General features: G+C 40.5%; 12 protein-coding genes. 3 read left to right on the top strand and 9 right to left on the bottom strand.

The annotated features are described in order from the left end of the window. Nucleotides 1-33: 33 nt before the first annotated feature. The 7 genes from H6G73_RS00770 to H6G73_RS00740 all read right to left on the bottom strand — a co-directional run bounded on the left by H6G73_RS00770 (nucleotide 34) and on the right by H6G73_RS00740 (nucleotide 7,506). Entirely contained in the window at nucleotides 34-2,370 is a 2,337-nt protein-coding gene (locus tag H6G73_RS00770) for an arylsulfatase (RefSeq protein WP_190601031.1), read from the bottom strand. 270 nt (nucleotides 2,371-2,640) lie between these two features. Beyond that, nucleotides 2,641-3,636, bottom strand: a complete 996-nt coding sequence (locus tag H6G73_RS00765) for a formylglycine-generating enzyme family protein (protein ID WP_190601030.1) — start codon at nucleotides 3,634-3,636, stop codon at nucleotides 2,641-2,643. Between the two features lies 1 nt (nucleotide 3,637). After that, the gene (locus tag H6G73_RS00760) at nucleotides 3,638-4,309 is read right to left on the bottom strand and encodes a glutathione S-transferase family protein (protein WP_190601029.1); all 672 of its coding nucleotides are present in this window, start codon (nucleotides 4,307-4,309) and stop codon (nucleotides 3,638-3,640) included. 389 nt (nucleotides 4,310-4,698) lie between these two features. Beyond that, on the bottom strand, nucleotides 4,699-5,226 hold the full coding sequence (locus H6G73_RS00755; protein ID WP_190601028.1) for a response regulator: 528 nt from the start codon (nucleotides 5,224-5,226) through the stop codon (nucleotides 4,699-4,701). Nucleotides 5,227-5,369: 143 nt separating this feature from the next. Beyond that, nucleotides 5,370-5,906: a bifunctional pyr operon transcriptional regulator/uracil phosphoribosyltransferase PyrR gene (gene pyrR, locus H6G73_RS00750; protein ID WP_190601027.1), complete on the bottom strand. Its 537-nt coding sequence runs from the start codon at nucleotides 5,904-5,906 to the stop codon at nucleotides 5,370-5,372. A gap of 118 nt (nucleotides 5,907-6,024) precedes the next feature. After that, nucleotides 6,025-6,996 (bottom strand): adenosylcobinamide-phosphate synthase CbiB, encoded by a 972-nt coding sequence (cbiB, locus tag H6G73_RS00745; RefSeq protein ID WP_190601026.1) that lies wholly within the window; start codon nucleotides 6,994-6,996, stop codon nucleotides 6,025-6,027. Between the two features lie 66 nt (nucleotides 6,997-7,062). Then, nucleotides 7,063-7,506, bottom strand: coding sequence for an Rrf2 family transcriptional regulator (locus tag H6G73_RS00740; RefSeq protein ID WP_190601025.1), 444 nt, complete (start codon nucleotides 7,504-7,506; stop codon nucleotides 7,063-7,065). 393 nt (nucleotides 7,507-7,899) lie between these two features. Between H6G73_RS00740 and H6G73_RS00735 the strand changes: the two genes are divergently transcribed. Then, complete coding sequence (locus tag H6G73_RS00735) at nucleotides 7,900-8,313, top strand: AbrB family transcriptional regulator (protein ID WP_190601024.1); 414 nt, start codon at nucleotides 7,900-7,902, stop codon at nucleotides 8,311-8,313. A gap of 205 nt (nucleotides 8,314-8,518) precedes the next feature. On the opposite strand, the gene H6G73_RS00730 is transcribed toward H6G73_RS00735, so the two are convergent. Beyond that, nucleotides 8,519-10,426 carry a chloride channel protein gene (locus tag H6G73_RS00730; protein WP_190601023.1) on the bottom strand — a complete coding sequence of 636 codons (1,908 nt, stop codon included), beginning with the start codon at nucleotides 10,424-10,426 and terminating at the stop codon, nucleotides 8,519-8,521. A gap of 480 nt (nucleotides 10,427-10,906) precedes the next feature. Between H6G73_RS00730 and H6G73_RS00725 the strand changes: the two genes are divergently transcribed. After that, nucleotides 10,907-11,272, top strand: a complete 366-nt coding sequence (locus H6G73_RS00725; RefSeq protein ID WP_190601022.1) for a hypothetical protein — start codon at nucleotides 10,907-10,909, stop codon at nucleotides 11,270-11,272. Nucleotides 11,273-11,530: 258 nt separating this feature from the next. Here the strand turns inward: H6G73_RS00725 and H6G73_RS00720 are convergent, their stop codons facing one another. After that, nucleotides 11,531-13,150 (bottom strand): ArnT family glycosyltransferase, encoded by a 1,620-nt coding sequence (locus H6G73_RS00720; protein ID WP_190601021.1) that lies wholly within the window; start codon nucleotides 13,148-13,150, stop codon nucleotides 11,531-11,533. Between the two features lie 257 nt (nucleotides 13,151-13,407). Here H6G73_RS00720 and H6G73_RS00715 point away from each other — a divergent pair, with 257 nt between their 5' ends. Then, nucleotides 13,408-14,922 (top strand): hypothetical protein, encoded by a 1,515-nt coding sequence (locus H6G73_RS00715; RefSeq protein WP_190601020.1) that lies wholly within the window; start codon nucleotides 13,408-13,410, stop codon nucleotides 14,920-14,922. Nucleotides 14,923-14,964 lie beyond the last annotated feature (42 nt).

Here is a 14,964-nt window from a genome sequence, read left to right as displayed (position 1 = left end):
TTGCGTCTTTGCGCCTTTGCGCGAGATTTACTCTTACTTCAAATTCAAACTGACTTTTTGCAAATTACCTGTGAATGCAAACGGCACTTGATAAGTGTCAACAACAGGAGTACCCGTATCTCGACCCACATCAAAAGTCTCATCTAAAGCCACACGATAAGGAATAGTTTTGGCAATTCTTCCCTCAGCCACTTGTTGATTGTTAACAAACAACTTCCCAGTTCCCCCAGCACCAACACCACCTTCATAATCAAAATCAAATCGCAATGTAGATTTACCTGTTGGCACTTTTTCAGGAGATTGAATAATATATCGCTCTGCATTAGCCAAATTGTATAGATATGTTGGTTTCCCATCTTCTAGGAAAAAGCTCCAACCCGCAAAGCGTCCACCTTGGGTTAATAACACACCCTCCGCACTATTTTCGGGAATTTCTACATCAGCAGTAATGCTAAAGGAGCGATTTTTAAGATTTGGCGCACTACCTTCGGGGATAGATGCTGCACCAGGATAGTATGTAAAACTCGTGCGTCCTGCGGCTAAAGAAGGGCGACTGGTGACATCAAACCGTTCAGAAAGGCGATCGTCTAATGGTAAGACATTGTGTTTGCGGGCTTCTGATAAAAATAACTTTTGCAGTTTTTGCAGTTTCTGTGGATTTTGGTCTGCGAGGTTATTCGCTTCGCTGAAATCTTTCTCAATGTTGTATAGTTCCCACCTATCTTTCTCAAAGTCAGCATTGATTGTACCTTGCCAAGGTAAACGGGGATGACGAGCCGCAGCTATCCATCCGTCATCATAAATAGCTCGGTTGCCCAACATTTCAAAATATTGGGTTTTGTGCTCAGAAGGTGCTTGAGGATTGTCAAATGTGTAAACTAAGCTTGTACCTTCAATCTTCTGTTGCTTCACACCATTAACTTCAGTCGGTGCAGTTATTCCCGCTGCTTCGAGAATGGTGGGTGTAATATCAATTACATGATGGAATTGGCTGCGGAGTCCGCCTTGGTCTTTGATTTGATTTCCCCAAGCAATGATCAAGGGGTTACGAGTTCCACCAAAGTGGGAAGCAATTTGTTTTGTCCACTGGAAAGGGGTAGTTCCTGCCCATGCCCAAGCGGCATGATAATGATTAAAGGTTTTGGGACTGCCTAAATCATCCAAGGAAGCTAAAATTTGTTCTTTGGTTTCTGGTATTCGGTTGAATACTTTCAATTCGTTGACAGTACCAGTTAAACCACCTTCGGCACTAGCACCGTTATCACCAACGATGTAAAGAACTAAGGTGTTATCTAGTTCCCCAAGTTCGTCAATAGCATTAATTAATCGTCCTATTTCATAATCTGTATGCCCCAAAAATCCAGCGAATACTTCCATTTCATGGGCATAGATTTTCTGCTCCTCTTGGGAAAGGGAATCCCAAGCAGGTAGTTCTTTCGGACGAGGGGTAAGCTGGGCATTGGCAGGAATTACACCCAATTGTTTCTCACGCGCAAAGGTTTCTTCCCGCAATTTATCCCAACCTTGGTCAAATTTGCCTTTATACTTTTCAATCCAAGCTTTGGGCGCGTGATGGGGTGCATGGGTAGCACCGGTAGCCAGATAGGTAAAGAAAGGCTTGTCGGGGGCTATAGATTGTTGAGAACGAATCCAGCTAATGGCATGGTCTACCAAATCTCGGGTCAAGTGGTAATCAGGATTATTTACAGGTGGTGCAACCCGTTTGGTATTTTCTACCAAAGCCGGACTCCATTGGTTAGTATCACCACCCAAGAAGCCGTAAAAATACTCAAACCCTAACCCTGTCGGCCAGCGGTCAAACGGGCCTGCTGCACTGGTTTCATAGTCTGGTGTGTTGTGCCATTTGCCAAAAGCTGCGGTGTTATAGCCGTTTTGGCGTAGCACTTCCGCTACGGTGGCAGCACTCTTGGGTAAAATTGTTGTGTAACCAGGGTAACCTGTTGCTAACTCTGCAACTACCCCTGTACCGACTGAATGATGATTACGCCCAGTTAATAAAGCGGCTCTGGTAGGAGAACAAAGGGCTGTGGTGTGAAATTGGTTGTAGCGTAGTCCTTTTTCTGCCAAACGAGTCAAATTTGGGGTTTCTATTGGCCCACCAAAGGTACTTGCTTGCCCAAAGCCTACGTCGTCTAGTAGGACTAGCAGGACATTGGGAGCGTTTTTAGGGGCAGTAATTGGGGCGGGGAAATCTGGCTTTGAATCTTTGTAAGTTAAGCCAATTTCACCATCGAAAGACGGTGGTTTAATTGGTAATACTTTTGATGTAGCTGCTAGGGCGGGGCTTGTTACCATCAACAATGTGATGAGGAAAGATAGAGACAGCACCCGTAAAATTAAACGTAACATACAATAACCTTTTAGCACTGTTTTTTTGTCTCACGCAGAGGAGGCAGCGCGTTGCGGGGGTTCCCCCCGTTGTAGCGACTGCCGTCGCGCAGAGGCGCGGAGAGAGATTAAGAGTTTTAAGCCTTGGGTGAAGGTAATAGAGAAACAAACCACGAAGGAGCGAAGGACACGAAGAGAAGAGAGTTTGAGAGAGTTCTTACATAAGTCTTGTATGAGCAAGACTAAAAAATTAAGTTATTCTCCTTACTGTCACCTGTCACCTGTTACCTGTCACCTCATCAAGTTCTTTACCAACCGAAATCCGATATGGGTTGTGCCAGTATCAGGTGCTTCGGATTCTCGCGCTGCTGGACGATAGCGGCTGCAATAGTTTGGCGCACATAGATAAGAGCCTCCTTTGATGACGTGGAGAGCAATCTCTGTCGGTTTTTTGGGGTCAAAAGTTTCTGCTTGTTTGGGGCCTGTGGGGTTGATTTGATGGGCTTGATGGTCGTGACCAATAGCAAACCAGTCAGCAGTCCATTCCCAAACGTTGCCTGTTATGTCGTATAATCCATAACCATTGGCAGGAAATGAGCCAACGGGAGCTACACCCACATAGCCATCGGTTTTCGTATTAAAAAAAGGAAAGATTCCCTGCCAGGTGTTGGCTTTTGTGGCTGAATATTGATTGCCCCAGGTATAAGTTGCACCATCTAAACCGCCACGAGCGGCGTATTCCCACTGTGCCTCGGTTGGTAGCGATTTTCCCAGCCATTGGGCGTAGGCAAGAGCATCGTCATAGGCAATATGCACAACTGGGTAGTTGCCTTTACCTGTAATTGTGCTGTCTTTGCCAAAGGGATGCTGCCAGTTAGCACCGGGTGTCCAATGCCACCAACTGAGAACCTGCACTTGCTTCGTGCCTGGTTTTGGCACTTGAAAGACTAAAGAACCTGGTAATCTCTGCTCATCAGGTAAGTCGGGAAACTGCTCTTGAGATAAAGGTCGTTCTGCAACTGTTACATACTTTGTGGCTTTGACAAACTCAGTAAATTGGGCGTTTGTCACTTCGTATTTATCAATGCAGAAGGAACTAACTGTGACATTTTTTCCTGTTCGCTCTTCCACAAAACCAGAATCATCCGCTCCCATTTTGAAAGTACCTGCGGGAATCAATACCATTTCTGGAGGACAGGGATTAACATTAGCTGCTAAAGCTGATGAATTGGTGAATAGTGAAATGAGTGTAATTACCTGAATAAGCAGTAATATTAGTAGCCTCATTTTATGCCGATGGGACTGTCAAACCTAAAATTTTGGCAAATCTCTCTAGATAAAATTCTGTAGGATTGGCAACTTGTTGAATCGAGTCGCGATCGCGCAAATTTTCCCACCATTGCTTGATGCGGGGTGTTTCTGTAGGCAAAGTAAAATTGCGGAATTTTTCTAAAACTGGTAATCTTTCAAACCAAGGATAAAAACTAATATCCACTAAACTTAAGTTTTCTCCTAACCAGTAAGCACCATTACCAGATAGTTTACCTAATCCTTCTTGCTCTATATACAAGAGAGATTCTAAAAACTCTCTCCTTCCTTGTTCTTGTTCCTGGGTATCTTTACCACGTAGGAATTTAGTAAAAGCTGGAACAAAACGAGTATTAGCGTAATCAATCCAAATTCTTGCTACTGCTTTTGCACCTGGATCACTAGGTAATAAAGCTGGTTGGGGGAATACTTCTTCTAAATACTCATTAATAATTGCAGATTCATATATTTCCAAATCTCCATGCTGGATAGCAGGAACTTTACCATAGCGAGAAACTTGGGTGAAAGCTTCTGGTTTATTTTGTAAATCAATGTCTATAGATGTAAAGTCAATTCCTTTTTCCAACAAGACAACACGGGTTCTTTGGGAAAAGGTTGAAGCTTTGGCAAAGTAGAGTTTTAGCTCGCTCATTGAGTCCTTTCCTTGTAAATATTACAACTGCTTGAGGGTTATCTTTTTTGGCAAAACTTATATCAACAGACCAACGCAAAACTGTATGTAGAGAAGCTGATCACACTTCTCTACTGTTCAGTCTCATCAATTACTGGACTGAAAAGCTATTGATGCCAGTCTTATACTACTGTTTATCGGTCGAAATACCGTATTAAACAGGAGTATTTCATAGTCTTGCCGAAAAAACAAGTGTTTTTGACAACATTTACTTCTGTTGGGACTAAACTTTTGCTAGGCAAAACAACCCAGGAGAGATAAAGACGCGATCGCTGGGTTAGAGTATTTGAGTTGTGGATTGATTTTTTACGTCACATCACCATTAGCTAAATCCACTTAGGAAAAAATAATTAATTTTCCTCAATTTTAAGAGATATTTGTGCTAGTTTATGATTTGCCTCAGCCAGTGCAACTTCAAGTTTTTCTCGCGCCTCTCTCTCCTGGTTCAGTAAATTATCTTTAATTTTGATTTGTTGCTTCAGATGATTAATGGTGAGATAAGTTTTCACCTTTGCTAGTAGTTCAGCAACGTGGAAGGGTTTAGTAATATAATCAACGCCACCAACTTCAAAAGCCTTGATTTTGTCAACTACTTCACCCACAGCACTAATAAAAATAATGGGAATATCTTTTGTTAATTCATCTGCTTTTAAATGTTGGCACACTTCATAGCCATTCATATTAGGCATAAAAATATCAAGTAAAATTAGGTCAGGGGGCGCAGATTTCACGGTAGTGAGTGCCATATCACCCGTCACCGTAGCCCTGACTTGATAGTCATGAGTAGTGAGAATTTTGGTTAATAAGTGTAAATTGGCAGGTGTGTCATCAACTAGTAAGATGCTCTTTCGCTCTTCCTTTGGTGCAATATTTTCCATAAGGTTAATTTTTTAAACTTATTGTTAAACTGCCCAGGATGGGAATTAATAACTCACTAGTTGGTTAATTTTTTATAATGGGGGTCAACCGATTTGACTGATAACCGTATTTACACCCTGATTTTTGCAAAATAGTAGGTATATTAATTACTAATTAACTCAACAGCATCGCGCCCATCCCAATCCTGTAAATATACCTTGACAATTTCTTCTTTTGTTGTGGGAAGTTGCTTACCTAAAAAGTCTGGATGAATTGGTAACTCCCGATGACCCCTGTCTACTAAGACTGCTAGTCGAATTAATTCAGGTCTACCATACTCATTTACTGCGTTTAATGCCGCGCGAATTGTCCGTCCTTTAAAAATTACATCATCTACCAAAACCACTGTTTTCCCCGTTAAATCAAAGGGAATATCGGTTTTTGCAGGTGTTCTGATGCCAATTTGGTCTAAATCATCACGATAAAAGGTAATATCTATAGCTCCTACTGCAACTGTGATTCCTTCCAAAGCTTCGATTTGACGTGCTAATAAGTGAGCCAGTGTGACTCCTCTGGTATAAATGCCTAAGAGTACCAGTTGGGATAAATCCCGTGACCTTTCGACAATCTGAGAGGCCATACGGTTGATGGTACGACGTAGTTCATCTGAGGAAAGAATTTCAACTACTTTGCCAGACATAGATAATACCAATTGAAAATTAAGGATTGCTAGGGAACGATTGATCAGGGTTTTCTGGTTTAATCTGTCGGCTTGTTTGTGGAAATGGCTCTATGCAGTTAACGCGAGAGAGTACAGATTACCACTGACTAATGACTAATAATAGAGCGATCGCTACCCCTAACCACAGTAAAAAGGCAGTGTGGGTCAATAATAAAGCCTGATTAATCACATCAGATGTAATTGGTTTGATGGCATCTCCTAACAATGGTTTAGGTTTAGCTACTCCACGATACCAATTTATTCCTCCCATCTGTACCCCTAAAACTGCGGCATAGGCGCACTCACTCCATCCAGAATTGGGGCTGGGGTCTTGAATCGCGTCTCTTTGACAAATCCGCCATATATATAGTGGCTTACCCGATAGTAACCCTAGTGTCATCACCGTTAATCGACAAGGTAGCCAAGTTAAATAATCTTCAAATCTGGCACTAAACCAACCCAAATAGGTATAAGGTGCTTCCCGATAACCAACCATTGAATCTAAGGTACTGCTAGCTTTATAGGCTAATGCCAAGGGAACAGCACCAACCATAGGCACGAAAGCACCAACAATGGCATAAAAAAGAGGAGCCATTACCCCATCAGTAGCATTTTCAGTCACAGTTTCCAGCACAGCCCGGAAAATTTCTGGTTCAGACAAATTTTCTGTATCTCGACCCACATAATTACTTAAAATTTGTCTTGCTGCTGCTAAATTTCCTGTAGATAGTGGTTGGAGAACCTCTTTTGCTGCATTTTCTAAACTTTTCAGGGCAAAACAGCTAGCTAAGAGAATACTTTCACAAATAATTCCTAACCACGGATGTATATTGCGGGTAATTTGAATTATTAACCAGCCTGTTACACCACTACCAATAATTAAAACAATGGCTAATATTATGCCGGCAAGGCGTTGAAAGAAATGACTCTGACAGTATTGGAGAGCTAATTTAGTTCCACGAGAAATTACCCATCCCATCACACGGACTGGATGTGGCCAACCCCAAGGATCACCAATTAAGTAATCTAGACAGGCTGCCAAGATCAAGATATAGATATAATTCGCCATTGCTCATTGGTCATTGATCAATATTTATAAAGAATTAGTCAGCAAGTATTGACAACTGACCACTAATTAAACTATGAAATTTGCTTCTTCACCTAAGGAAGCTTGCCAACTACGCGCATCATAATAGAGGTCTGCCAGAGTAATACTGTACAAAGCTTCTTTGAGCTTTTGATTAAGTCTCTGCCACAGAGTTAATGTTACCCAATCTTCTGCTTGTGTAGGTTCTGGGCTATTTAAGGGTAAGTGAGTCACCTTTTCACCTACTGCTTCTAAAATTTGTCCAATGGAGATTTTTGCTGGCTCTCTTGCTAATTGATAGCCACCAATGCTGCCACGAATTGATTTTACTAACCCAGCGCGACGCATTTCGATCAGCAATTTTTCTAAATAAGGAGCAGGAATATCTTGTCGTTTAGCGATCGCTTTCACTGATACAGGGCCATATTTTGGCTGTAAACTTAAATCTAGCAATGCCTTGACACTGTAATGCCCTTTAGTGGTTAATTTCATTTGTCATTTGTTAGCTGTCAGTTATTAAGGTAGAAGACCGGCTAATGACTAATGACTAATGAGCAATGACTAAGGATCAGTTTTGCTTATCATTACCGTGTCAATGATTATCCTCAGCCAATAAAAGACTCGGTTTAGGTTAGTTTAAAAAACTTAAACAAATATAGTCTACCAGTAATTTACAAACTAAATATAGTATCTATCACCATGATCGGAATTATTTTGATCAAATGTCTTGACAAGATTGCTAAGAATGCAACAATTTTGTCTATAAGTGTAATATACTTGGCTAGGCTGAGATAAAAACTAAAGGACTCTGTTCCTATTAGCTCAATGTCAGCTAAAATAAAATCGATTCCAAACACTTCAAACATTCGTTTTCGACCTAAGTTGATGCCTAAACAGAAAAAAATTGAACCCCTAGTTGGCGAAGACCTTCTGAAAAAAGTTAAAGAGCTAGAGAACCTGAGCAAGGAAGAAAAAGCTAAACAGTGTGGCTACTATACCGTTACTAAAAACGGCATAGAGCGCGTCAATATGATGAAATTCCTCAATGCTCTAATTGATGCTGAAGGCATTCAGTTGGACAGTTCAGCCAGTGCAAATGGACGCGGTGGACGCAGTGCAAGCTATAGAATTAGCGTCCAATCAAATGGTAACTTGTTAATAGGTTCTGCCTATACAAAACAAATGAATCTCAAGCCTGGTGATGAGTTTCTGATCACTTTAGGTAAGAAGCACATCCGTCTCAGACAAGTAGATCCAGAAGAACAGCTAGATGTTGATGCTGTAGAAGCTACAGCGTAATCAAAAGATAGTCAACAGGTAAGCACTCAGCTATCAGCTATCAGTAGCTGATGCCTAATTATAGGCTCCGTCAACAGCATTTTTGACAATTTATCATTTAATTTTCCCAGTTCAATCTCTTTTGAATTGGGTTAGTTTTGCCTATGGACGGAGCTTAACTTGATTTAGTTTGCTTACGGCTGAGGGTTGATAGCTGAGTTCTTACCTAATGATTAATCACCTGATCAGTTGATGGTAAACTTGGTAGATAATAGCGCAACACTTGACGGGTTGCTGCTAAGTTACAAATTAATCCCACTTGTTCCCTTTCTAATAAACCAAGAATAAAATCCGGATTGTCTCTAGCTACTACTGGTAACTGATGTAAGCCGCGTAAAGACATTCGGTCTAAAGCTTCTGATAATGGCTCATCTTCCCAGGCATAAAGAATTTCCTTAGTACAAATATCGATGAGTGTTTGCGACCCATGATTTTCTGTTGTACTGCCAGAATTAGGGTAGTTTTGCCATCGGGAAAGGGTACGGTTGATATCTTCTAGAGAGATAATTCCCACTAAACTTCCTGCGGTATCAATAACTAAAGCACTGCGGGTGCGATCGCTCACCATTTCCATCGCTGCTTCTAAAATACCCAAATTAGCAGGCAACTTTTTCGGCTCGACACTCATCGCATCGGATACCACAATTTTTTGCAAAATCTCTGCTTGTTCATCTTTTAATTCCGACAAACCAATTTGTTGCAGATTAGAATTAGAGCTATAAGTTGGTTTAATTCTCTCCACTAACCACACACTTAAACCCACCGCCGCCATTAACGGTAAAACAATTCGGTAGTCACGAGTTAATTCAAACAACATCAAAATCGCTGTTAATGGTGCTCGCACACTAGCTGCTAACACTGCGGCCATACCCACCATGGCATAAGCTGGAGGCCCAGCCATATACTCACTAATATTTGGCGCTACTAAACCCAGCAATTTAGCATAAGCTGAACCAAAGGAAGCACCTAAAAACATTGCAGGTGCAAATAAGCCACCCACAAAACCACTAGCAGAACTCAGGGCTGTCATGAGCAACTTGAGGGCTAATAATGCTAGTAACAATTCCAATGAAAAATCCTGGTCTTGTAGCATTGCTTGTACAGTGCCATAACCAATACCCAAAATCTGCGGATATTGTAAAGCCACAACACCAATAATCGCCCCACCAATAATTGGTTGAACTGGCTGCGGAATTTTACTTAAAACATCAAACCCTGGTATTCTGCCAGCGAAAATCGCTTTAGCCAAGCGAATCGTTTCCCCATAAGTTAAAGAAACTAAACTAGCTCCCAATCCCAAACCCAGATAGAGAGGTAATTCTAAAAGACTACGTACTTGGTAAGCAGGTAAAGTAAAAGCTGGTTGGGCCCCTAACCCGATTTGAGCAATTAATGCCGCCACTACCGCCGCTAGCAACACCACACTAACTGCTGAAGTAGCAAAAGATGTAGTTCCCATCACTACTTCCAGGGCAAAAAAGACACCCGCAATGGGAGCATTAAAACCAGCCGCTAAACCAGCCGCCGCACCAGCACCTAATAATAGCCTCTGTCGTTCTTGGGAGACTTGCAGCACATCAGACAACAACACCCCAAAATTTGCACCAATTTCCACGCTTGGCCCTTCAGGCCCTAAAGAAGCACCGCTACCTAAAGAAACAGCAGCCGCCAACATTTTTGTCACTGGTCTTAATTGTCGTTTGACTTCTCTACCTTGAGTGACAGCAATTAAAGAAGAAAGTCCAGGGCCAAAATCTTGGGTACGCCAACGCATTAAACCGACGATGATACCACCCAAGGTGGGGACACAAGCTAAAGTCCAAGCACCCCAAATACCAATTTGACCCATGAAATTTTCCAGCATGATATCGTGAATCAGCTGGATTAAATAGTGAAAGGTAACAACACCCATACCCGTACCCCCGCCAATTAGCACGGCTAAAAATAACACTAGGGTTTCTGGGGAGGCTTGAAAACGGTTAAGTAAGTGAGTTAAACGAGCAGAAGCAGAAGGTGTGGGAAAAGCAGGTGATTCCTTTACCTTCCTGAATTGATTAGGAGGCAAGAGAGTCATTGAAATGTGGGGTAAATGTGAGAAAAAATTTAAGTTATTATCGTTTATTTCTCATTGTGAGTCATGATTTAGCAACTAGACAAGTAAGCTTCATTTGCTAAATCCCAAAACCTTTGATAAAAAAATACAACTACTCACAATTTTTGTGGGGAGAATGCTTAAATGGGAGAGAATTAATATTGAGTAGTTAAAGGGCCGTATTGGGTATGGATCGGGACTAGCTGTGTTCTCTGTTTAGAGGAGACAGTAAATTCAGTCTTGATAGATCATGATTAATTCAATCAGAACTTAGCCCCAAAGTTACTTAACTATGACTAAACTCCTGTGAGCACCATATAGGTCATTCTTGGTAGCAGTATATAATGTTTGTATTATAAGTAACATATATTCATAATATACCGAAAGAGCTACTAAGTTTTGAGCAAAATTCAATATAGCTATTCTTATAGAGCGATTAAATGGACTAGGCGGACGAGCTAGATGAATATACACACATTTGATAATCATTATGTTACTTGCCCCATTTGCCAGAAGAATCAAAGGATGAAGCCGATAAAAACCCACATTGGCTTATTTAGCTGTCCTTATTGTCAAGAAAAGCTGGTAGTCTGCCAAAGCGGTCACTATGTCCGCGATCCATTTATTTGGAAACAGATTGTGCTCTCTTCATCTCTACGTCGTCAAAGCCAACCTTTAGCTAGGATTATAAGAGATTTTGTTCTATTTAAAAGCCCTTTCTTAGCTTTATTAGCAGGAGGGGCTATTATCTTAGGTACGATCGCTCTCACTCAAGAAAGCACTAACTACCAACAGCAAACACTGCCAGATAGCCATAGGACACTTTAGGGGATAGAAGTTCAGGAGTATGCCTACGGCACGCTACGCGAACAGGAGTTCAGAAGTTCAGAAGACAGGAGTATGCCTACGGCACACTGCGCGAACAGAAGTTCAGCAGCAATGGCATTAATTATTCTGTAACTTCTGCAACTTCTGTAACTTCTGTCTTCTTCTTTTCGCCTCCTGCAACTTCTGTAACTTCTGTCTTCTTCTTTCTGCCTCCTGCAACTTCTATAACTCCTGTCTTCTTCTTTCTGCCCCCTATGTTTACAATCTATTACCATCCTTAGTAATCAATTGCCAACCTTCAGCTTGATCAATCAGTTTCACAGATTTGAGTTGGAGGTTGGCTAAGGCTGATTGGTTGATCAGGAAGTAAGGTTGATGACTATATTGCCAATAATATTGCAAATCCCCTGGAGAGGCGGGAATAATAGTGCGATCGCTATAAAAATCTAGTGAGGGGCGATGGTAGGGAAAAGATGTGTAAATTTGCTGCACCCTGGGATTTACCCTTGTAATCATCGCTGCTACAGGTTTCACGGGATAGGCCGCTTCTAATTCCCAAGCCCAGTAATTAGATTTCATCAATAACAGTAAGGCAATATAGCTACCCCAAACTAAAATCCTCAAAAATTGCCCATCATTTCGTTCTGCCAAAATCGCAGCTAAGGTCATGGTGAGGGCAACTGCGGCAAATATCATTTGCAAGTCGGTTTTCGCTGTGCTACCCCAACTAAAATAAACGCTGCCAGCAGAAGCTAACACTGCCAAAATCGCAAAACTTGTCACCCAAGTGCGGGGATAGGAAGAAAAGAATGGTACATTTTCTGTTTCTGATAGTTGGCAACCCAGGGCTAGAGCCAAGCTAGGATAAATAGGAAATAAATACCAAGGTAATTTTTGACTAATTAGGGAAATGAGGATGAGATAAACACCACCCCAAATAATGATTAATTTTCCCCAACTGAGGTTTCGGTTTTCCCAGGTGAAGCGTAGAGTGTGGGGGACAAATACTAACCAAGGCCAGGTCCATTTGCCAATTTCCAGAAGATAATACCAAGGTGGTTCAATTTTACCAAAGGTGAATGTATCGATTTTGGTTAATGATGAATTGATTGTATCAACTTGGTTAAAAGGATAGCCGTAGTGTAAAAGTTGGGCGGTATACCAACTGATCACAGGCAGACAGCCTAAGAAAATAGCTAGCCAGAAATAGTAACAGGTGAGGAGTCTGGGAGTATCCCAATAGAGAAATACTAAAACTATCGCCCCTAAAAACACACCCATCATCCCTTTTGTCAGGCAAATCAAGCCAAAGCTGATACCTACACCCAAGCAGTAACGCAAGTTGCGACGCGATCGCAACATACACAAAATCATCACCAACAAAAAACTGGCTACCACACCATCGACCATGGCCAATCGACCGTGACGTACAACCGGCAACATTGTTAAATAAATCAAAGCACCGTAAATCGCTGCCCAACGTTGGCGAAATATTTCCCGACCAATGCAATAAACCAAAGGCACAGAAATAGCTGTTAAAATTGCTCCAGGTAAACGAGTAGTAAATTCATTCACACCACCTAGAGAATAGACCCAAGCAATTAACCAATGCATCAAAGGAGGCTGATGATGATATGGTTCACCTCCCAAGGTTGGATACAGCCATTTCATTGAGCCTGGGCCAGCCTGCCAAATTTCCTTGGCTATTCGTGCTACAGTCCCTTCATCTCCATCTTGCAACGGCAGTCCACCAAGATTAATACTAAATAGAATTACAGCAGCCAACAGTAATACTACTAGCCATAACCAATCTATCCATTTCTCTGCCGAGCGATGCTGTTTCTCTAGATGACTCCAAATAAAGCTTCCTTCTTGCATATCCTATGCTAATCATTTTACAGCTTGGTTTGATTACATAGAGACCAAAGCAAATCTCTAATGTAGCCATCCAGTAACAACTTATTTTCTGAACAATGGCTAAATCCCAAATTAGCTTAATTTCTTCATTACATAAATAATTTTTTAGCTAAGATTTTAAACCTTGATATTTCAATAAATGTTACTAGCACCTTTACGATTTATAGACACAAATAATACAATCATAGCTTGGTTAATTACCTTGCCGGAGATTGTCAATGAATTTACCTTTTATTTTAGATGTAGCCTTGGGATTAATATTTATTTATTTAATTTTTAGCTTACTTGCTTCAGAAATTCAAGAATTGATTGCTACCATTCTCCAATGGCGTGCTCAACATTTACGAAAATCTATTGAAATTTTACTAGCTGGAGATGCTCTAGATTCAGAAGACAGCAAAGTAATTCAACTTGCTAATAAAATCTATACTAATCCCTTAGTCAAAGGTATTAACCAAGAAGCAAAAGGATTTTTACCAACTTTACCTCGCAAAGCTACTTGGTTAATCTCTGCAATGTTTAATTCATTGCGAAAACCAACTTCTCGCTTGAAAAAAGAAACTATTTTTGGTGACAATAAACACAGCGCACCTTCCTATATCCCTGCTGAAACATTCGCTACCACTTTAGTTGACACATTGCAATTAACCATGGTAGTGCAAAAATTAACAGAAATTCGACTAGAAAAATTCAAAGATGAAAAATTAGCTGAAGTAAAAAATATTTTGCTTAGTCTAGAAGAGAAAGTTGAAAATAATGAAGTATCCAACGAAATTATTAAAGATATTGTTGATACCTTTGAGCAACTGAATTCAGAATATAACCAAATTGTAGCAGACTATAAAAATAGTAAAACAGATGTACAAATTAGCCTGAACAGAATGGGTGATTCCTTTGATAAATATATAGATCATTTTCAATATCATGTAGAAAATAACCAAGAATTTTTAGAAAAAACCTGGCGTAACTTAAAATTCTTCCGTAAAGGAATTTTTGATAATATTGAACAGACAATTGCTGTCAATGGACTAAAACCAAATATCCACGAAATTGTCCAATCAATTCAGCAAGGTAGTGCTGTGTATGCAGAAATGAAAGCAGCCCTGCAAGACCAAGATAGTGAAACTTATCAAAAAATTCAAGAATTAATCGATAGTTTACCAGCACCAGTGGTAACAAGTATTGCAACTATGGCCAAGCGAGTCCAAATGACTGCAAATACTGCTGAAGAAGGAATTCAAATCTTCCGTCGAGAAATTGAAAAAAGTTTTGATAGTTCCATGGAACGTGCAGGAGGTGTTTATAAGCGTAATGCCAAAGGGGTAGCTATTTTAATTGGTGTAACTTTGGCTGTCAGTGCAAATGCTGATACATTTCACATGATTAGTCGGTTATCAAAAGATACTATCTTGCGAGCAGCAATTATTAATAAAGTTGTGCAAGTCAGTTCAGAAAATCCTAATCAATCAGGGTTAGTCAATATAGATACTAATCGAATTTTAGAAGATATTACTTTGCCAATTGGTTGGAATAATAATAATTTGCAAGAGCAATTAGGAGCAAATCAATCACTAGGAACTATTGGTAAAATTTACCGCATTTTAGCTATGATTACCGGCTGGTTAATTACTGGTTTAGCTATTGCTATGGGCGCTTCTTTTTGGTTTGATATCTTAAGTAAAGTAATGAATGTTAGAAATGTGGGTAAACAAGTGAAAGGAGTAAAAGATTAACAACTATATTTATCCACAAAAAATGGGTGATTGATATGTATC

Source organism: Richelia sinica FACHB-800, assembly GCF_014698825.1.
Taxonomy (GTDB): Bacteria; Cyanobacteriota; Cyanobacteriia; order Cyanobacteriales; family Nostocaceae; genus FACHB-800.
The sequence above is the reverse complement of the archived record's forward strand: the minus strand, read 5'-3'. Positions and strand labels throughout refer to the sequence as shown.

Bases quoted from the DNA above. Each gene is read 5' to 3' on its own strand.
- H6G73_RS00720 (WP_190601021.1), bottom strand. From the start codon at position 13,150: ATGCAAGAAGGAAGCTTTATTTGGAGTCATCTAGAGAAACAGCATCGC.
- H6G73_RS00735 (WP_190601024.1), top strand. From the start codon at position 7,900: ATGCCTAAACAGAAAAAAATTGAACCCCTAGTTGGCGAAGACCTTCTG.
- H6G73_RS00730 (WP_190601023.1), bottom strand. From the start codon at position 10,426: ATGACTCTCTTGCCTCCTAATCAATTCAGGAAGGTAAAGGAATCACCT.
- pyrR (WP_190601027.1), bottom strand. From the start codon at position 5,906: ATGTCTGGCAAAGTAGTTGAAATTCTTTCCTCAGATGAACTACGTCGT.
- H6G73_RS00760 (WP_190601029.1), bottom strand. From the start codon at position 4,309: ATGAGCGAGCTAAAACTCTACTTTGCCAAAGCTTCAACCTTTTCCCAA.
- cbiB (WP_190601026.1), bottom strand. From the start codon at position 6,996: ATGGCGAATTATATCTATATCTTGATCTTGGCAGCCTGTCTAGATTAC.
- H6G73_RS00740 (WP_190601025.1), bottom strand. From the start codon at position 7,506: ATGAAATTAACCACTAAAGGGCATTACAGTGTCAAGGCATTGCTAGAT.
- H6G73_RS00770 (WP_190601031.1), bottom strand. From the start codon at position 2,370: ATGTTACGTTTAATTTTACGGGTGCTGTCTCTATCTTTCCTCATCACA.
- H6G73_RS00725 (WP_190601022.1), top strand. From the start codon at position 10,907: ATGAATATACACACATTTGATAATCATTATGTTACTTGCCCCATTTGC.
- H6G73_RS00715 (WP_190601020.1), top strand. From the start codon at position 13,408: ATGAATTTACCTTTTATTTTAGATGTAGCCTTGGGATTAATATTTATT.
- H6G73_RS00765 (WP_190601030.1), bottom strand. From the start codon at position 3,636: ATGAGGCTACTAATATTACTGCTTATTCAGGTAATTACACTCATTTCA.
- H6G73_RS00755 (WP_190601028.1), bottom strand. From the start codon at position 5,226: ATGGAAAATATTGCACCAAAGGAAGAGCGAAAGAGCATCTTACTAGTT.